The organism is Roseobacter sp. EG26 (assembly GCF_049830555.1).
GTDB lineage: Bacteria > Pseudomonadota > Alphaproteobacteria > Rhodobacterales > Rhodobacteraceae > Roseobacter.
The window spans coordinates 172,930-191,533 of sequence record NZ_JBNBLH010000002.1 but is presented as its reverse complement, the minus strand read 5'-3'; the positions used below and the strand labels follow the sequence as shown (position 1 = coordinate 191,533).

Here is an 18,604-nt window from a genome sequence, read left to right as displayed (position 1 = left end):
GAAAATGTGATTCCGGTTAACGAAATCAGGAGAATTTGGGGCTCAGGTCCAGATCTTCCTCAGGCTGAGGTCGCGGCGTCGGCCGCTCCCTGCGCGATTTGGCGATGGGGCGGCGCGGCACAATCCTGTCGCCCGTTTCCTCATGGGCCACCGAAGCAGAGGAAACTTCATTTTCCACCTGAGCTTGCGGTTCACAGCTCAAGGTCTTGAAAGGTTCCAGCGGGCTACCATCTTCAATCTGATCTGCTATCTTGTTGATTGTGTTCAGAAACTCGGTGACGAATGGCTCTGCGCCACTTTCTTCCCAAATCGCGGGATCATCTTCGGCATCGCGTGCCTGGGTCAACGAGATCATCATTGATGCAGCAAACAACGCGTCGGTTTCTGAGCGCACGCGTTTGAGCACTTTGCGGCGATCTTTTTCCGACACCAACATGTCTCCGCGCGTCAGCAACAAAAGGGAGTGCTCCTGGATATGTTTTGACACGTTTTCCCAAACTGACGCCTCGCTCTGACGCCAGGCCTGGGTGGCCGGGCTGCACCAGATAACCCCATCAGCCAAAGGCAAAATGCGTTCCCAAACGGCGGACGCCATATTCGGATCAGAAATACCCGGCATGTCGACAATATCGCACATCCGCAGTATCTCTTCCTTGCACTGCACCCGGATGAACGCCGTTTCTTCGGTTGATATTTCCTGCAATGCTTCAAGCTCGCACGGGGTCTCGTTTCCCTCCAGATCCACGATGGCCGCCGGACCCGAACCATAGCTGATCCACACCGGCGGCAGCTGGGTGGCAATGACCTGCACCGGCAAGGGGTCAGACCCGATCATCAGGTTGGCAAGGGTACTCTTTCCGGCGCTGAATTCGCCCATTAGGGCGATCCGCGGGCGGCGCGGCCCCTTCACGCCTTTCAGAAAAGCAGGCTCATCTTGAGGGGGGGTGTCGAGCGTCATGATGCATACTCACTCAGTGTTTCTAAAGCTTTTGTCAGCATTCCCTGACGGTCAGGCGGCGCAATCTTGGCCACGTAAGCCTGAAGTTCCTGCGGGCTCGATTGCGCCAGCTTGTCAAACACATCGAACACCGATTTTTGTTCAGCTAGAAACGTGTCCAACGCTTCTGCGGCCGTCTTGCGGACTTCCTGTGCAAGATCATCGCGGAGTTCGTCGACAAAGGGATTGGTCTCGGTCTTGATCAATTCATAGAAGTTAGATGCATAGGCTTTGTAGCCGCGCCGATGCAGCCACCAGCGTTTCCACCAACTGCCATTGAGATCGAGCGCGATGGTTCGGCCCAGCGAAACGGGTGGCGGAACCTGTGGCGCCTGTGGCAGTGAAATCCGCGTAAGCTCAGGTGGCAAACCAAAAGCCTGTTGGTAAAGCTGACTCAAATCCAATGCCGTTTCTTGTGTCGCCGCCTCGAAGGCTGCCTTGCTTTTGCGCGCCAGAACCTTGTGAGACGACCCAAGAAGCATCCGCAACCCGGCCGGATCATAGGTCCATGGTTCATGATCGCCGAATTTCTCAAGATGCACGATCAGTGAGGCGGTCGCCCGTTCCAGGAAGCTCGCTTGCACACGATCCATCCGCTCCGAAAACTCCGCCACGATGGCCGCATAGGTGTCATCAAGCTTGTCGAGTTGTGAGGTTGTAATTTCGGCCATCCGATTGATCGCGTCACCGCGTTCAAGGCGCTGGCCATCAGCGGTTCTCGCGCTTGTTTGCGTGATCCGCTCTGCTGCGGATATCGCATTGGCCAGATTTAACCCGCTGGAGGCGACGCGCTGCAATGTGACTTGCCCAATGCCCTCCGCGATGCGTGTAGCGAGCGCCCGCTGCAGCGACGGGATGCCGGATAAGGCCCATGCCATCTTGGTCGGATCGCGGCTCTCCACCTCGTCAATGACATCGCTGACGTCCGCGGCCTCAGACCACTCAAGCAACGCCTGGGCGCTTGATGCAGGCAGCGCGTCCAGTTTTCCTTCCAGAGCACAAGCCGCCCACATCGCACTGCCGAAGAGAATCTCGGCATCCTCCGGCCCTTTGTGGCGCGCAAGCGTCTCAGCGATACTCTGGGATATCTGCGGGATCTGGTTCTTGGGATCAGACAACTCGTCAACACGATTGACGAAGATCACGACATCGCGGGATTTGACGTTTGATATCAGACGAATAAGGGCAAGGTCGGTTGAAGACAGCGCCTGGTGCGCAGACAGAACGACGACACAGATGCGGCTGTCACGGATCGAACGAATGGTGATTTGCTCACGCATCATGAAGGTATCGTTCACACCCGGCGTGTCGCGAAGACACAAACGGATCGGCAGTGACGCGCGCTGCATGTTCAAATCTGCCGACTTGGTGATATCCGCGAAACGCCCCTGTTCTTCGGAGATGTCAGGATCTTCCGCGTCAGGCTCTTCGCCGAGGCAGACATATCGTTCAATCAGGTCCTTATCGAAATAGCCATAGTCACGCTGCTGGCCAAGCAACATCTCAAATTTCCGGCCCAGACGGACACGTGATTTCTCGCGCATTTCGGCGGCCTGCGCCTTGATCTTTTCTAGTTCATCATCGGCCCCTGCGCGACTGGCCAGCTCACCAATGCGCCCCCCGCCGGAAATCAGGCGATCCCATTCATCTTCGTCGAAAAACTGAAACGACGCGCTATCCTTGAAGCCCGCAGTTTGCGGATGAAGGTGCAAAGAGGTCACGACCGACGTCCAAGGATTTACATCCGCTGGCAATAAATCTGTCCGACCGACCACGGCGTTGACCAGAGAGGTTTTGCCGGATTTGATCTGGCCGATCATCGTGACGCTTGGCTCGAAGCTATCAAGTTGGCGCAGCAAACGATCAGCACGCTTTGCGGTATTGTCGTCTCCCAGAGATTGCAAGGATTTCAGCGCCTTACGCACCGCGGCTGCGGTCTTCCCAAACGCTTCGAGGGGCTCAAGACCTACCTTTAGCAGATCGGCCCGTGTCGCTTCCTGGAACGCCTGGGTGCTCGCCGAATTGAGGACGTTCATCGCTGCCCTCCTGTGCAAGCCGTCTGCCTGCCTGATTGGGCGGTCTCTATGGGTGTCAGAAAAAATGGCATAGGTTTTGAGCCCCGGATGTATTCTCATCCGAATGTGCGGGGCAAATGTGCAGTGATTGTGGCCGTCGGCGGGCTCAAATACTGAGTATCTTTAAGCTTTTAATGACTTACGCGAGATTGCAGATCCCGGCTCAATTGCAAAATAATGGTGGCGGCATCCGCAGCGGACCGCAGATCGTTTTCCAACGTCATCAGCATGACCTTATCGCTGGCCTCGTAAAGATCATTGCGCCAAGCGTCAAAATCGGGCGCGCTTTGTGTTTCGGCGGAAGCAAGTTCGGCGAGGTCTTCGGCCAGTGCACCACAGCAGTTCAGGACCGCATCAGGTGCCGCATCCTGACTGATGTCGGCTGTGCGGGACCGTAACAGGTCCAGTGCCTTCTGATAGGTCTGCCTTTGCGGTGAAGAGGCCTCATCCTTCGCGGTCTCAGGAGCAGACGTATCGGCCCCGTAACGTTCCAAAAACAAAAGTGCGCTGTCCAGATCCGCGCGCCGACCAGACATGGCCAGTCGCAACAGCGTATCTTTAAGAGCTTTGATCCCGCTTGCGGCCATCTGGTCATCAGGGATGCCGCCCGTTCGCGTCAATGTCGCATGTGCCTGCAATGTAGAGGTCGGAAAGAAGCTGTGAAATTCTTCCGCTGCAATATATTGCAGCGCTGAAATCACGTGGTTTAGCTGTCCTTGACCGGCCAATCTGTCGGCTTTGGTGAGCACCAGGAAGCTGTGGTCTTTCAGGTGATCCGAGGCATCCGCCCAGATGTTCGCCTCGGTGGGGCCAAATTCCGAGGTACACCACAAAACGATATCCGCTCGTGACATCGCCCAAGCGGCCGTTGCCGCAAAATCATCCATGTCCTGTGGTGCCGTGACATCCGTCACCGTGGTCAGCTTGAGGAAATCGCATTGCAGGCAAAGCGACGCGACACTCTCATCCGGATCGGTCTGAACATCGTCAAAACTGTAGACCGAGGCTTTTTGCCCGGGTTCTGGCAATGCATGTCCCAGCATCACATCGCAGAGCCTTGATTTCCCAGCGCCCTTAGGGCCAAGAACGACGACATTCACGCCTGACCCCAAACGGTCCAGAAGGTTTTTCGCCTGTGCTTTCGCGGCATCGCTCAAGGTCTCGGACGCCAACACAGCCTCCAACCTTGACATCACCTGAACGCGCTCGACCTCATCCGACACGGCGAATGCCTTCCCGAACCGCTGGCTTGGCATCGGTCACGTTTTGGTTCTGTGCTTCCTTGAGTTTCACAACTGAAAAAGACACGTTGTCCAGATCCGGATCGTTCAGTTTCGCAAGCCGGTCCAACAGTCGATCTGCGATCTCGGCGCTATGATCATCTTCATGCGCGCACAGCACCTCTTCGATCTCCGCATCCGTCAGGAATTGCAGCCCGTCACTGGCAACGATCAGCATGTCGCCCACCTGTAATTCGGTTGGCTCCTGCGGGCAGTCCACAAGCGGCACCTTCTCGCCGAAAAGCACCGATGTCAGGGTGTTTCGGTCCGGGTGGCAACGCCCCTCTTCATGATCTATCAAGCCGGATTTGACCATGAAATCAATCTGAGGTGCCATGGAGTGGTCTTCGTTAAGCTGTTTCAAGCTTCCATTCCGGTAGAGAAACAGGGGGGAATCCCCGATTGATATCCAGTACAGGCGCTTGTTGATGATGACCGTCGCAACCAGTGTGGCCCCCATGCCCCGTGTCTCGGGGTGCGTTTCCATGTGATCGCGCAGACAGGCATTTGCCGCCATTGCCGCGTCAAAGAGATTTGTTCTGACCGTCTCTTCGAACGCCTCGTTGCCGCGTTGGAATGTCAGCTCACTGAAAACCTCGGTCACGACGATTTTGCTGGCTACATCGCCAGCCGCGTGCCCGCCCATGCCATCCGCCAACACCGTCAACCCGATCTCCGCTCCACGCGAAAAATCGCAGATGAGGGCATCTTCCTGATAGCTGCGTTGCCCCATGCTCAGCGCAGAGGAGGCATCAAAATCAAAGGGCGGTGTCATCGCTGCCATTTGCCATATCCCACTTGAAATCCGATCCGCACAACGCCACGAAACGCAATGTGGTTTCGCCAATGCGCAGAAGGTCGGCGTGAAGCAATTCCTCCGTGCTCAGAACAGGGCGGGCATTGCGACGGATGATGTTGGATTTGCCACCATGACCAATATAGAACTTGTTTTCTTCTTCGTCATAAGCGATCGCCGCATGGTTATGACGTGAAATGCTATTGTCGCCAAAATCCAGCTTGATGACCTGATCATCGCCACGTCCGATCATGGATGCGCCGGTAAATATGCTGAAGGAATGCCCGATCCCGGGCCCCTCCACGACCACCAGCCAACCAACGGGAAACTTCTCGTGCTGGGGCTTGGCGGTTGCATTCTCAGAATCGCCGAACGGATCATTGGCGTCAGCTTCGGCGCGATTGAAACCAAGCAATCGTGTCTTTACCCGACCGGCGCGGCGTCCCGCCCGTCCGGCAACCGGAGCGGGCACACCCGACATGGGATCGGTATTCGACAGATCGACCGGAGGAGATTCCACCTCGACAGACCCCGCCTGATCTTCCCCCAAGGCGCTCATCTGTTGCTTTGCGTAGGCAACCAGATCCGGCGCTTTTTCTTGCGCGGGCTCATCTGACGACGCCTCGTCTTGGGCCTCATGTGGTTCCACTTCTTCTGCCGCCGCCGCGGGCGCGTCATCAGAAGCCACGGATGGTGTAACCGCCGGGGCCTCATTTGCGGTTGGGGCAGCGGGTTCCTCCATCATGCGCGTTTGCGCGAGCACGGCGGCAATATCTGCGGTCTGCGTTTCTTCTTCGTCCTGATCGGCGGCTTCGATCTCTTCGACACCCTCTTCGGCAAGGACATCGTCTGCAATCTCAAGCTCGGCATCGACATCCTCGGGCATGACCGAAACGTCCGTCAGCTCACTGTGCTCTTCGGCCGTCTCTTCGGATAGCTCTTCTGCGCGCTCTTCCGCCACCGCAAACGGATCCAGGGGCAAAACCCGATCCTCGGAGTCGATCATGAACGCGTCACGAATTGCATCCTCGTCCAATGCTTCATCGCCTGTAGCAGGCCTCGATTGGTTTTGAAAAACCTTGCGGAAGAGTGTCATTTTATGCCTTTCCAGTTTCGCCTGTTAACCTGCTGCCCCGGATCATCCGGAACGGTGTGATTTGTTTTTGATCTGATTTCTTTCGGAAGGGGGCTAACCGCCCACCACAACAGACCGGTTGATCGTCCAATAGCCGTAGTTTTCACCCATCGAGATGATCTGCCCGACCGTGACTGCGTGAATGTCATCGAATTGCAGTGCCGTGTGCCCCAGAAAGAAATAGGCAAAGAGGATCACCGGTATCGTTGTCAGACGCCGCCAGTTGGTGCTTCTTTCAATCGTCTTTTCCGCCGCAATCAACGCGTCGAAATCACTCTGGGAAATGACTTTGGGCAAACGGGCCTTTCCGCGAGGTCTTGAAGCCGGGCGTGGGCTGTGATCGGGTCCGTCGTAAAGACGTTCCTCTTCTTTGATGAGACGGCTCTTGGTTTTGACAACGGATGCCGGGGTTATGGAGATTTTTTCAGGCTTTGATGACGATGGCGCGGTATCCGAAGACGCACTCAGATCGGTGCTTGTCTGGTCGATTGCGGCGTTAAGCCTGTCAATTATCTGGTCATCCGCCTGCGACGCCGCTGCGACTTGGCCCTGCTGACCGGCCAGGATTGACTGATCGTCGCTTTCGGTGGCCTCTGCCGGGGTTTCATTTTCATCGAGATCGTAAAGATCTCTGAGAAACGCCTCGTCGTATTTGGGATCAACTGTTTTCGATTTGACAGGTGGCGTGTCGGCCTCCTGCACGATCTCTTTTTTCTGAGCGGCAGCGGGTTTTTCGCCAGTGCCCTCAAAATCCGCCGAAACCGTCTTGATCAGATTGCTGACCGTCAGGTCGATGTTCGCATCATCCTGAGCTTTGGCGCGCGCAATTTCGACCCGCTTTGAATGGTCGATCATCAATATCCAGTCCTCCGCGGACTGAATCCTTTCGGCAGGCACGATGTTCATCGCCATGTCGATGGCACCCAGGAAGGCATCGTCGTATTCGGGAAAACGGCCCTGAAGCGGCTCATAAAGGTCTGGCTGATTTGACGCGAGCGCTGCAAGCCGCGCCTGGCTATTCGGCGGGGCTTGCCCGGTGATCAGGTGACTGAGCGATGCCGCCAGGGCATAGAGATCGCTGCAAGGATATTGCTGGCTGCCAGCCACGTAAAATTCCTGGGGAGAATAGCCATCTTTCACCACCAGAACCGCAGACAGCACGCGGCTTTTGCGGCTGGCTTCTTCGCGTGCAGCACCGAAATCAATCAGCACCGGGCGCCCTGTCTTGTCGACGAGAATGTTGTCCGGAGAGATATCCCTATGCAACAAATCCTGACTGTGCACATGACCGATGGCTTCCAGCAATTGCAGCGTCAGCGACCGGACCTGCGCGGGGCTCAGTTTCGGCTCGCCGCTTTCGATGATCTCCAGCAGATCTTTACCGTCAATCAGATCGAGCGCCATATAGGCCGTTTCATTGTACTCAAAGACCTGATGCACCCCGACGACGCTGGAATGGTCCAAACGCGAAAGCGCATGCGCCTCCCTGATAAAGAGCGCAACGATAGACCGGAAATCGTCCACGTAGTTGCGGGTTCTGGCGCGCACCGTTTTGTTGACGCGGCTGCAAAACGCTTCCGGGAAACACTCCTTGATTACCACGGTGCGGTTCAGACTGTCTTTGGCAAGATAAGTGATCCCGAAACCACCGCTGCTGAGATACCGAATGATCTCATACTGTCCGCTCAGCAACTGGCTGCCGGGTGCCAACGCTTCGCTGTTGGCGTCGTCGTCCGCTATTGTCCCTTCTTGCGTACTCATCGCGTTTTCTATCGTCCATTGGTGATCACTACCCGCCTGTCGCGCTTTGAAAACGCACGCGGGCCTGTGGCAAAAATGGTCGAAAGGCTGTGTCCAAAACATGGCTTGAGAAGGGAAGAGACGTGCCATGAAAAGACAAGTTTAGGAGAATGCGGTCGTTCTCAACCGACAAACCAGCTAGATCAAAAGACAATATCCGCGGCCCGACAGACCGCGGATATGCGTCAAATAATTTGGAAAAAAGGAAAATCAGAGTGCTACGCGCGTAGCCTTTCCCTGTTTTTCAGCCTCCGCAGCGGCGACCGAGGCTACGGCCAGATCTTGCAGGCCGACACCGGTACCATCAAAAAGGGTAATTTCCCCGTCATTGCTGCGACCGGGATGATCGCCGTTGATGACGGCACCAATCGGGGTGATATCGCTTTGTGATATCAGACCCGATGCGATGGCATGCTGGGCCTCGCCAATGGTGGTTGATTGGGCAATCTCATCGGCAAATACCGTGGCATTTGCCAGAATGGCCGGATCGACCTCCTGCTTGCCTTTGGTATCGGTGCCCATGCAGGCGATATGTGTGCCCGGCTTGATCCAGTCTTTCATCATCAGCGGTTCAAAGGCGCTGGTGATCGTGATGATGACATCCGCCTGCGCGCCCAGTTCTTCCTGGGTGACCGCTTCAAATGCCAGCCCCAACTCCTCAGCCACCGCCCCGAGGCGTGGCAGCATATCGGGATGCGGGTTCCACGCCACAACCTTCTCGAAATCGCGCTGCTTCACGGCGGCGCGCAACTGGAAGGTCGATTGATGCCCTGCCCCAACCATACCCAGAACCTTGGCGTCCTTGCGCGCCAGATGCGCAATCGACACCGACGACGAAGCCGCCGTGCGCACCGCAGTCAGGTAATTGCCGCCCACCAGCGCCTGCAACATGCCGGTGTCGGGATCAAAGAGGAATATGGTCGACTGGTGGTTGGTCAGGCCTTTGTCCATATTGCCGGGCCAATATCCGCCCGACTTCACGCCCAGTGTTTTACCGGCCTTGTCAAATCCCGATTTGAAACCATAAAGCGCATCCGCATATCCGATCGCTTCGCGGATCACCGGAAAGTTGTAGGCATCACCCTTTGCCATGGCGCCAAATACGGCCTCAACCGCATCAAAGGCATCCTTGCTGTTCACAACTTCGGCGCAGACGTCTTCGCCCACGATCAACAATCCTTCGGACATTTGGGATTTCCTGTCTTTTACTTTGAATTTCCGCGCGACCGGACGGACCGGACGCGCTGCTGTGTTTTTGTAAGGGGATCAGTAGGCTTTACCGCGCGCGGAGACGGGCCAGATTGTCTCCACCTTGCCGCCCCGCACACCGACGTACCAGTCATGCACGTTGCAGGTCGGATCGCAGTGGCCCGGCACCAGTTTAAGCTTGTCATTGACCTTGAGCACGCCGTCGGGATCAGCAACTACGCCATGTTCGTCCGAACATTTGACATATTCCACATCCGTGCGGCCAAAGATGGTGGGCAGCCCTGAATCCACCGATTGCGCCTTCAGACCCGCATCGACGATTGCCTTGTCGGCTTTGGCGTGGCTCATCACGGAGGTCAGGATAAAGAGCGCGTTTTCCCACTCGCCCTGATCAATCCGGTTGCCGTCCTTGTCCAGAATGCGGCCATAATCTGCGTCCATGAAAGCGTAGGAGCCACACTGCAATTCGTTATATACGCCCGAGTTGCCTTCAAAATAATAGGACCCCGTGCCGCCGCCGCCGACGATATCGCACTCCAGACCATCCGCCTTGAGCGTGTCCACAGCGTCTTTCACCTGCGCCACGGCGATGTCGATTTTCGCCTTGCGGTCGTCATAGCTGTCCATGTGCTGCATCGCGCCCTGATAGGCCTGGATGCCGGAAAATTTCAGTCCCGGTGCCGCATCGATGGCTTTGGCGATTTCCACAACGGCTGGCGTTGTTGTGACGCCACAACGCCCCGCGCCACAGTCAATCTCTACCAGACATTCGATTTCGGTGCCATGACGGGTGGCCGCCTCCGACAGGTCCGCGACGTTTTCCACATCGTCCACGCAGCAGATGGTGCGCGCGCCAAGTTTGGGCAGACGGGCCAAGCGATCAATTTTCTCTGGTTGACGCACCTGGTTGGAGACCAGCACATCCTTGATACCACCACGGGCAAAAACTTCCGCTTCGGACACTTTCTGGCAACAGACACCACAGCTTCCGCCCAGTTTTTCCTGAAGCAGGGCAACGTCGACAGATTTGTGCATCTTTCCGTGCACACGGTGCCGCATGCCGTGATCGCGTGCCCAATCGCCCATCTTCTTGATGTTGCGTTCAAGCGCATCCAGATCGAGCACCAGACAGGGCGTTGCGATCTTGGCCTCATCCATGCCGATTGCTGCCGGGATGTCGTAGCCAACTTCGTATTCTTCGATATTTACTTGTTTGTTCATGTCCGTATCTCCTTAGCCCAATGTCCAGGGCAGTTTATCCATATCCACATTGCCGCCGGTGATGATCACACCCACGCGCTTGCCGCGGAACACGTCCGGGTTGCGCAGGATGGCCGCCATTGGCACAGCACAGCTTGGCTCCATCACAATCTTCATGCGTTGCCATGTCAGTTTCATTGCGTCGATGATTTCCTGTTCCGATGCTGTCAGCACGTCGGTCACGAAATTCGACACAAAGTGCCAAGTGTTTTCCTTCAATGGTACTTTCAGACCATCGGCAATTGTCACGGGCGCATCATCGGCAATGATATGTCCCGCCCGGAAGGAACGCGCCGCATCATCCGCCTGATCGGGCTCTGCCGCATAAATCTCCATTTTAGGTGCAAGGTTCGACAAAGTCAGGCAGGTGCCTGAAATCATTCCACCGCCGCCAATCGGCGCGATCACCGCATCAAGGTTTTCCGTCTGCTCAAGCAATTCAAACGAACAGGTCGCCTGCCCGGCAATCACGCGCGGGTCGTTGTAAGGGTGCACAAATTCCGCGCCCGTGGCCTGTTGTACTTCGGCGAAAACGGCCTCGCGGCTGGTGGTCGACGGCTCACATTCCGTGATGATCCCACCGTAGCCGCGCACGGCTGCCTTTTTGGCCTCGGGCGCTGTACGCGGCATCACCACATGACACGGGATGCCGCGCCTGCCGGCCGCATAGCTGAGCGACAGCGCGTGATTGCCCGACGAATGGGTCGCAACGCCCTTCTCAGCCATCGCATCGCTCAGGCCAAAAACGGCGTTGGATGCACCGCGCACCTTGAAAGCACCGGCCTTTTGGAAGTTCTCGCATTTGAAGAACAGCTCCGCGCCCGTCAGATCGTTGAAATAGGACGACGTCAGCACCGGCGTGCGATGGATATAGGGCTTGATCCGCGCATGGGCGTCACGCACGTGATCAAGTGTCAGATCAGGTCCCGTCATTGTGTCCAACATTTGTCGTTTCCCCTTTATGCTGCAGATTTGATCATGGCTGACCGGTGCGTGCGAAAGTAATCCTGCGCCGCTGCGACACCACTGCCCAGTTCAATCGGATAATCGAGATCGGCCATCGCCATCTCAATCGTCGCGAGCCCGGATAACACCATCACATCTGTCAGGCTGCCCAAATGGCCAATCCGAAACGCCTTGCCGTTCATCTCACCAAGCCCGATCCCAAAGCAGACGCCGTAAGCATTGAACGCCTGATCTGTCAGGGCGTTGCTGTCAAGACCTTTGGGAACGTAGATCGCACTGACGGTGTCGGAATAAAGTTCCGGGCATTCGGCAACCAGGTTCAGCCCCCAGGCACCCACGGCTTTGCGCACGCCTTCCGCCAGACGAAAATGCCGCGCGTAGACGTTTTCCAGTCCTTCTTCAAAGAGCATTTTGAGGCTTTCACGCATGCCATAGATCAATTGCAATGGCGGCGTATAGGGAAAACCACCGGAGGCATTCGCGCCCATCATATCGCGGAAATCGAAGAAGGTGCGCGATAGTTTCGCTGTTTCCATGGCAGCCAAAGCCTTGGGGCTCACGCCGAGAATAGCCATACCGGTCGCCAGCATGAACCCTTTTTGCGATCCCGACACGGCGATATCGACCCCCCACTCATCCATGCGGAAATCCATCGACGCCAGCGAACTGACACAATCGACAAACATCATCGCCGGATGGCTGGCGGCATTCATGGCGGCACGCACGGCGGCAATATCGGATTTCACGCCCGTTGCCGTTTCATTATGCGTCACAAGAACGGCTTTGATGGTGTGGTCCTTATCCGCACTGAGCACGGTTTCAAATTTATCCGCCGGTGCGCCTGAACCCCATGGGCATTCAATGATCTGAACATCCAACTGATGTCTCTGACACAGATCGATCCAGCGATGGCTGAACATGCCATAGCGTGCCACCAGAACCTTATCGCCGGGGCTCAGCGTGTTGCATATCGCCGCCTCCCATCCACCCGTGCCACTGGCCGGGAAGGTAATCACGGAACCATCAGAGGTGCCAAAAACCTTTTTGGTATCTTCCAGAACGGGCGCGAATGTTTCTACGAAGTCGGGCGCGCGATGATCACGGGTTTGGACGTGCATCGCAGCACGCAGCCGATCCGGAATGTTTGTTGGCCCAGGGATAAACACTGGATTTTGATCTGACATGGCGTCGTCCTCCTAATTCACGGCGACATCATACCAAATAGGGTGGCGTAATCAATTTTCTCGAAAATATTTTTCATTATCAAAATATAATACTCAACATGCTGATATTAATTTATTTTTATTTTTTCATGCGCTCCCTTATTTTGTTATTGAAAATATTTTTCACTTATAGATACTGGGGTAATCTAGTATTTGGAGACGCCCGTGAATACCCAGAAACGGCAACGTGGCAGGCCAAAATCCCAGTTCAAGGAAAGCTCCGCTGGTACGTTGCAATCCCTCGACCGGGCCTTGGGCATTCTCAAAGCGGTCTCTCGCGCCGAACGGGCATCATTGACCGACCTGTCGCTATCGTTGGGCGTCCCCACAGCGACCACGCACCGGATTTTGACCACGCTGCAAAAGCATGGGTTTGTCGCATTCGACGAGGAGCGGCAGGATTGGGTGATTGGCATCGAAGCCTACCGTACCGGGGTATCCTTCATGAACCGGACAAATCTGAGCGCCGTCAGCCGCCCCATCATGCGGCAATTGATGGAAAAGACCGGCGAGACGGCAAATCTCGCCATTGCGGACGGATCAGAAGTTGTCTTTGTGGGGCAGGTCGAGACCATCAATCCGATCCGCGCATTCTTTGCGCGCGGCACCCGAACATCGATGCACGCCTCCGGCACGGGCAAGGCAATCCTTTCTGCCCTGCCCCAAGATCGCGCCAGAAAACTACTGATGACGTCCGGTCTTTCGAGCTTCACAGATAATACGCTTGTCACACCGGACGCGCTATTCACGGACCTTGATATAACCCGTGCACGCGGCTGGTCCTTTGATCGTGAGGAGCGCCATATTGGCATGTCCTGCATCGGCAGCGTGATCTATGACGAGCACAAGGAACCTTTCGCGGGGGTTTCCATTTCCGGACCCAGCACCCGGTTTGACGACCTGCGGGTGCCGGAACTTGGTGCCACTGTCCTGGACGCAGCGCAGCAAATCACCCATCTGATCGGTGGTCGCGTGCCTGTCAAAGAGCCAGATCATTCAACCAACACCACCTGAACCGAACGGCCCAGTTTCTCTTGCGAAAGGAGAAAAACACAAAAAACTGTGAGAAATCGCCAATTTACACCCGAAGGTTGTACTAAAGTGTTGTTTTGCGGTTTCTTTTTCTTGCCGGATCGTATTGGGCCGCTAAGTTTACATCATGGAAATTCGGGGAGGAATTGTTTGAGCGTTGTTCCATTTTGGATGCGGCGTGACGAACAGGGCCCGCACGGTCGTCAATTCTTGAAATTTCATAAGACACTTGAGCGTTCTCGCTCGCAGCTGACTTGGGCTGAAACAGTCCATTCCTAGGGAGGAAATATGACAGAAAACCTTAATCGCAGAAAATTCCTGCGTGGCTCCGCGGTCGCAGGTGCAGCAGCCCTTGCCACGCCGGCCATTGCTGACGGCCACGGCGTTACACTAAAAATGCAGGCAGCCTGGGGCGGCGGTATCTTTCTCGAAAACGCGCAGTCCTTTGCGGCTCGCGTCAATGAAATGAGCGGCGGCTCACTGACCATCGAAGTATTGTCGGTCGACGCTGTTGTTAAAACCAGCCAGATGCAGGATGCGGTTCACCGCGGCGTTCTAGACGCGGCTCACTACGTGCCCGCTTATTGGTACGGCAAATCCAAGGCGGCCTCGCTCTTTGGCACCGGGCCCTGCTTTGGCTGGTCGAGCCAGGAAGTGCTGGGCTGGGTCTATGCAGGTGGCGGTCAGGAACTCTTTGACGAGCTGATGTCTGAACTGCGCCTGAACGTGGTGTCCTTCTTCAATTCGCCGATGCCTGCCCAGCCGATGGGCTGGTTCAAGGAGCAGATCACCGACGCCTCGCAGATGGAAGGTCTCAAGTACCGGACCGTTGGTCTGGCCGCGGACGTTCTGCTGGAGATGGGTATGTCGGTTGTTCAGCTGCCCGGTGGTGAGATTCAGCCGGCGATGAAATCCGGCCTGATCGACGCGGCGGAGTTCAACAACCCGACGTCCGACCGTGACTTCGGGATGCAGGACGTGTCCAAGCACTACCACCTCGCGTCCTTCCACCAGAGCCAGGAGTTCTTTGAGGTTACGATCAACAAGGACAAGTTCAACGCGCTTTCCGATGACCATAAGGCGATCATCAAGAACGCTTCGATGGCGGAAAACTCTGGTTTCTATTGGGGCAACACCAAGCGCTATTCCGATGACCTGCTGAAACTGCAGGAAGCCGATGGCGTGAACGTGTACCGCACACCAGACAGCGTGATGGAAGCCCAGCTGGCAGCCTGGGACAAGGTCACGGAGCGCATTGCAGCTGATGATCCCTTCTTTGCCAAGGTGATGGAGTCGCAAAAGGCCTACGCCAAAAATGTGATGAACTATCTGAACCTGAACCAGCCTGACTACAAGCTGGCCTACAACCACTACTTCGGTTGATCTGACAAAGCACAAAAAAGTGACCCCGGGCATCTCGCAAGATGTCCGGGTTTACATGATGCTGACCGGGCCACCAGAAAAGCGCTCGCGCAGCCGCGACAGGGAAGTCAACTACCATGAAATTCGTACATGCCATCGAAGGATTGAGCCTTTGGGTCGGTCGCGCATTCGGCTGGTGCATCCTGATCCTCACGCTGTCCGTGTCATATGAGGTCTTCGTGCGCTATGTGCTCAACGCGCCCACGGTCTGGGCCTTTGACATGATGATCCAGATGTATGGTGCATTGTTCCTGATGTGTGGCGCCTATGCACTGGCGCAAGACACCCACGTACGCGCGGATGTCATCTACCGTCTCTTCCCGGTCAAGGTTCAGGCGAGCCTCGATTTCCTTCTCTACTTCTTGTTTTTCTTTCCGGGCGTCACGGCCCTTGTCTGGTTCGGCTACGAAATCGCCTCAGACAGCTGGCGTTACAAGGAAGTGAGCTTCAACAGCCCTGCCAGCATCCAGATCTACTTTTTCAAATCGCTGATCCCGGTTGCTGGCGCACTTTTGATGATCCAGGGCGTCGCTGAACTGGTGCGCTGTGTCATCGCCATGCGAACTGGGCAATGGCCCGAACGGCTGGCCGATGTGAAAGAGACCGAAGACCTGCTCTCAGATGCAGATATCGCTGAAATCCAAGCCATCCATCCCGGCAAGCAATAACGGCGCGCCAGCAGGAAGAAAGACAGAAAAATGACAAATCCCGAAGTCGCCTTGTTGATGCTGGGCCTGTTTATCGTGCTGGTGCTCTTGGGTTTCCCAATCGCCTTCACACTTCTGGCGATGGGCGTCGCCTTTGGCTATTACGCCTATCATCAAGGTCATCCGATCGAGACCTTCAGCGATATCTTCAACAACAATATTTTCTACCTGCTCAACCAGAACACCTATTCGGTGATGGAAAATCCCACGCTGGTGGCGATCCCGCTGTTTTTGTTCATGGGCTACGTGGTCGAACGTGCCAATATCGTCGACAAGCTCTTCTTCTCGCTCTATCAGGCCGCGCGCAACCTGCCCGGCTCGCTGGCCATCGCCGCCCTGCTGACCTGCGCGGTCTTCTCCACCGCCTCAGGCATCGTCGGCGCTGTTGTGACCCTGATGGGACTGCTGGCATTCCCCGCCATGGCAAATGCCAATTACAACAAGAGCTTTGCGTCCGGCGTCATCTGTGCCGGTGGCACGCTGGGCATTCTGATCCCGCCCTCGATCATGCTGATCGTTTATTCCGCCATTGCCGACCTGTCGCCCTTGCGTCTCTATGCGGCCGCCGTGTTCCCCGGATTGCTCCTGGCGGGCCTCTATATCGTCTATGTGATCGTCCGGGTCTGGTTTAACCCTGCTTTGGCCCCCAAGCCGCAGATGGATGACATCCCGCCACCGCGCGAAATTTACTGGAATCTGTTGGTCAGTTTTGTGCCTCTGACGGTGCTCATCGCGTTGGTTCTGGGCTCGATCCTTGGCGGTCTGGCGACACCGGCGGAAGCGGCGGCCATGGGGGCTTTGGGCGGAATGGTTCTCGCCGTGCTCTACCGGTCGATGACCTGGACCAAGCTCAAGGAAAGCGTGTTCCTCACCGCCAAGGCGACCGCCATGGTCTGCTGGCTCTTTGTCGGCTCCTGGACCTTTGCTTCCGTCTTCTCCTACCTCGGGGGGCATGACATCATCGCCGATTGGGTCGGCGGCATGGACCTGGAGCCCTGGCAGTTCCTGGTGCTTGCGCAGATCATCATCTTCTTGCTGGGCTGGCCACTGGAATGGTCGGAAATCCTGATCATCTTCGTGCCGATCTTCCTGCCGCTCTTGGAAGTCTTTGGCGTGAACCCCTATTTCTTTGCGATGCTGGTGGCTCTGAACCTTCAGACCTCGTTCTTGACCCCGCCCATGGCCATGTCCGCCTATTATCTGAAAGGGGTGCTCAAGAAGCAGATCGAACTGATGGAAATCTTCCGTGGCATCATGCCCTATCTCGGCATCGTGATCCTGACGATGGTGCTGATGTATCAGTTCCCGGGCATTGCGCTGTGGTTCCCCGATTATCTCTTCGGTGAATATATTCCGTGAAGATCAAACCGCATACGCTCTCGGCAACGGAGGCGGCGCGATTTATCGCCTCCGGCCAGCTTAAATCCGTTCAGCTGGTGCAATCCTGTCTCGATCATATCGCGCAAACCGATGACGCGATCCGCGCCTGGGCCTTTCTTGATCCCGGTGCCGCACTGGCACAGGCAGAAGCCTGTGACACCTTGCGGCAAAAGGGCCTGGCAACAGGGCCGCTTCACGGATTGCCGGTGGCGTTGAAAGACATCATCGACACGCGCGACATGCCCACTCAGTGTGGCACCCCCATCTTTGCGGGCCGTCAAAGCGAAGATGATGCGCGGATCGTCGAATTGCTGCGCGAAGCCGGGGCGGTGATCATGGGGAAAACCGTGACGACCGAACTGGCCTTTGTGCATGCCAATGAAACCCGCAACCCGCACAACACTGAGCATTCGCCCGGCGGGTCTTCGAGCGGATCGGCGGCTGCCGTCGCTGCCGGTCATGTCCCACTGGCCATCGGCACACAGACCAACGGGTCCGTTATCCGGCCCGCCTCCTTCTGCGGGACATTCGGGTTTAAACCCACACGTGGAACGATCCCGCGCACTGGTGTCCTGCAAACCTCTGTGTCGCTTGATCAGATCGGGACATTCGCCCGGACACTGGAAGATACGGCTTTTCTGGCCGACGCCATCAGCGCCTACGATCAACGGGACCGCGAGAGCTTTGGCCACGCCCGCCCGCGTATGGCAAAGGCGGCTGTCGAAGACCCCGCGATGGAGCCGGATATCGTCTGGTTCAACCTGCCCTTCAACGACCGCCTGGCAGAGGACGCCTGCGAAGGTCTCGACGGGGTGATGGAGATATTGGGAGAGCGTATCAAACGCATGGACCCGGCCGATCAACTGTCTGAACTTGTAGCCGTGCAGGCACGCATTCACGAATATGAAATTGCACAGCATCAGGCACAGGTTTTTGACACCCACTGGGATCAGATCAGCGACACGTTGAAACCGATCATCACGCGTGCACGCCAGATCAGCCAGACAGAATATGACGATGCATTGGCCGTCAAAGCATCCGCCGAAGCCTTCTTTGAGGACTTTTTCACGGAATATGACGCGATCCTGGCCCCTGCTGCCGCGGGAGAGGCCCTGCGGTTCGGGTCCGGCACCGGCGATCCGATCTTCTGCACTTTATGGACGCTTGCGGGCCTGCCTTGTGTTACTTTGCCCTTGCTTGTGGGAGAGGCTGGCCTGCCCATTGGTGTACAACTGATCGGACCGGCCAAAAAGGACGACCGGCTGATGCGCACCGCACGCTGGCTGCAACAACACATCGCGGCAGAGGCCGCCTGAAAAAGA

The 18,604-nt window shown here is 56.4% G+C and carries 15 protein-coding genes; 5 read left to right on the top strand and 10 right to left on the bottom strand.

Annotated elements, in window-relative coordinates; translation table 11 throughout:
* Window positions 1–25: 25 nt before the first annotated feature.
* The 10 genes from ACOTTU_RS06525 to bhcA all read right to left on the bottom strand — a co-directional run bounded on the left by ACOTTU_RS06525 (window position 26) and on the right by bhcA (window position 12,702).
* Window positions 26–958 (bottom strand): dynamin family protein, encoded by a 933-nt coding sequence (locus ACOTTU_RS06525; RefSeq protein ID WP_425656755.1) that lies wholly within the window; start codon window positions 956–958, stop codon window positions 26–28.
* Entirely contained in the window at window positions 955–3,033 is a 2,079-nt protein-coding gene (locus ACOTTU_RS06520) for a dynamin family protein (RefSeq protein WP_425656753.1), read from the bottom strand. The genes ACOTTU_RS06525 and ACOTTU_RS06520 overlap by 4 nt, the downstream gene beginning before the upstream one ends.
* A gap of 170 nt (window positions 3,034–3,203) precedes the next feature.
* Window positions 3,204–4,295, bottom strand: coding sequence for a hypothetical protein (locus tag ACOTTU_RS06515; protein ID WP_425656751.1), 1,092 nt, complete (start codon window positions 4,293–4,295; stop codon window positions 3,204–3,206).
* A complete protein-coding gene (locus ACOTTU_RS06510) occupies window positions 4,285–5,127 on the bottom strand; it encodes a PP2C family protein-serine/threonine phosphatase (RefSeq protein WP_425656749.1) in 843 nt (280 codons plus the stop codon). Before ACOTTU_RS06510 ends, ACOTTU_RS06515 begins: the two co-directional genes overlap by 11 nt.
* On the bottom strand, window positions 5,111–6,244 hold the full coding sequence (locus ACOTTU_RS06505; RefSeq protein WP_425656747.1) for an FHA domain-containing protein: 1,134 nt from the start codon (window positions 6,242–6,244) through the stop codon (window positions 5,111–5,113). The genes ACOTTU_RS06510 and ACOTTU_RS06505 overlap by 17 nt, the downstream gene beginning before the upstream one ends.
* A gap of 93 nt (window positions 6,245–6,337) precedes the next feature.
* A complete protein-coding gene (locus ACOTTU_RS06500; RefSeq protein ID WP_425656745.1) occupies window positions 6,338–8,044 on the bottom strand; it encodes a serine/threonine protein kinase in 1,707 nt (568 codons plus the stop codon).
* Window positions 8,045–8,293: 249 nt separating this feature from the next.
* The gene (gene bhcD, locus ACOTTU_RS06495; protein ID WP_298917273.1) at window positions 8,294–9,271 is read right to left on the bottom strand and encodes an iminosuccinate reductase BhcD; all 978 of its coding nucleotides are present in this window, start codon (window positions 9,269–9,271) and stop codon (window positions 8,294–8,296) included.
* Window positions 9,272–9,349: 78 nt separating this feature from the next.
* A complete protein-coding gene (bhcC, locus tag ACOTTU_RS06490) occupies window positions 9,350–10,513 on the bottom strand; it encodes a 3-hydroxy-D-aspartate aldolase BhcC (protein WP_298917271.1) in 1,164 nt (387 codons plus the stop codon).
* Between the two features lie 12 nt (window positions 10,514–10,525).
* The gene (gene bhcB, locus ACOTTU_RS06485; protein ID WP_425656742.1) at window positions 10,526–11,497 is read right to left on the bottom strand and encodes a beta-hydroxyaspartate dehydratase BhcB; all 972 of its coding nucleotides are present in this window, start codon (window positions 11,495–11,497) and stop codon (window positions 10,526–10,528) included.
* A gap of 14 nt (window positions 11,498–11,511) precedes the next feature.
* The gene (gene bhcA / locus ACOTTU_RS06480) at window positions 11,512–12,702 is read right to left on the bottom strand and encodes an L-aspartate--glyoxylate aminotransferase BhcA (protein ID WP_425656740.1); all 1,191 of its coding nucleotides are present in this window, start codon (window positions 12,700–12,702) and stop codon (window positions 11,512–11,514) included.
* Window positions 12,703–12,906: 204 nt separating this feature from the next.
* Here bhcA and ACOTTU_RS06475 point away from each other — a divergent pair, with 204 nt between their 5' ends.
* From ACOTTU_RS06475 to ACOTTU_RS06455, 5 genes are all read left to right on the top strand, one after another.
* On the top strand, window positions 12,907–13,755 hold the full coding sequence (locus ACOTTU_RS06475; protein WP_425656738.1) for an IclR family transcriptional regulator: 849 nt from the start codon (window positions 12,907–12,909) through the stop codon (window positions 13,753–13,755).
* A gap of 306 nt (window positions 13,756–14,061) precedes the next feature.
* On the top strand, window positions 14,062–15,156 hold the full coding sequence (locus ACOTTU_RS06470) for a TRAP transporter substrate-binding protein (RefSeq protein WP_425656737.1): 1,095 nt from the start codon (window positions 14,062–14,064) through the stop codon (window positions 15,154–15,156).
* Window positions 15,157–15,272: 116 nt separating this feature from the next.
* Complete coding sequence (locus ACOTTU_RS06465; RefSeq protein WP_425656735.1) at window positions 15,273–15,863, top strand: TRAP transporter small permease subunit; 591 nt, start codon at window positions 15,273–15,275, stop codon at window positions 15,861–15,863.
* 30 nt (window positions 15,864–15,893) lie between these two features.
* The gene (locus ACOTTU_RS06460; protein WP_425656733.1) at window positions 15,894–17,261 is read left to right on the top strand and encodes a TRAP transporter large permease; all 1,368 of its coding nucleotides are present in this window, start codon (window positions 15,894–15,896) and stop codon (window positions 17,259–17,261) included.
* Window positions 17,258–18,598 (top strand): amidase, encoded by a 1,341-nt coding sequence (locus ACOTTU_RS06455; RefSeq protein ID WP_425656731.1) that lies wholly within the window; start codon window positions 17,258–17,260, stop codon window positions 18,596–18,598. The genes ACOTTU_RS06460 and ACOTTU_RS06455 overlap by 4 nt, the downstream gene beginning before the upstream one ends.
* The last annotated feature ends 6 nt before the right edge of the window (window positions 18,599–18,604 follow it).

What these genes read in the sequence shown, in the direction of transcription:
- ACOTTU_RS06465 (WP_425656735.1), top strand. Translation starts at nt 15,273, where the DNA reads ATGAAATTCGTACATGCCATCGAAGGATTGAGCCTTTGGGTCGGTCGC.
- bhcC (WP_298917271.1), bottom strand. Translation starts at nt 10,513, where the DNA reads ATGAACAAACAAGTAAATATCGAAGAATACGAAGTTGGCTACGACATC.
- ACOTTU_RS06525 (WP_425656755.1), bottom strand. Translation starts at nt 958, where the DNA reads ATGACGCTCGACACCCCCCCTCAAGATGAGCCTGCTTTTCTGAAAGGC.
- ACOTTU_RS06500 (WP_425656745.1), bottom strand. Translation starts at nt 8,044, where the DNA reads ATGAGTACGCAAGAAGGGACAATAGCGGACGACGACGCCAACAGCGAA.
- ACOTTU_RS06460 (WP_425656733.1), top strand. Translation starts at nt 15,894, where the DNA reads ATGACAAATCCCGAAGTCGCCTTGTTGATGCTGGGCCTGTTTATCGTG.
- ACOTTU_RS06505 (WP_425656747.1), bottom strand. Translation starts at nt 6,244, where the DNA reads ATGACACTCTTCCGCAAGGTTTTTCAAAACCAATCGAGGCCTGCTACA.
- ACOTTU_RS06510 (WP_425656749.1), bottom strand. Translation starts at nt 5,127, where the DNA reads ATGACACCGCCCTTTGATTTTGATGCCTCCTCTGCGCTGAGCATGGGG.
- bhcD (WP_298917273.1), bottom strand. Translation starts at nt 9,271, where the DNA reads ATGTCCGAAGGATTGTTGATCGTGGGCGAAGACGTCTGCGCCGAAGTT.
- ACOTTU_RS06520 (WP_425656753.1), bottom strand. Translation starts at nt 3,033, where the DNA reads ATGAACGTCCTCAATTCGGCGAGCACCCAGGCGTTCCAGGAAGCGACA.
- bhcA (WP_425656740.1), bottom strand. Translation starts at nt 12,702, where the DNA reads ATGTCAGATCAAAATCCAGTGTTTATCCCTGGGCCAACAAACATTCCG.
- ACOTTU_RS06470 (WP_425656737.1), top strand. Translation starts at nt 14,062, where the DNA reads ATGACAGAAAACCTTAATCGCAGAAAATTCCTGCGTGGCTCCGCGGTC.
- bhcB (WP_425656742.1), bottom strand. Translation starts at nt 11,497, where the DNA reads ATGTTGGACACAATGACGGGACCTGATCTGACACTTGATCACGTGCGT.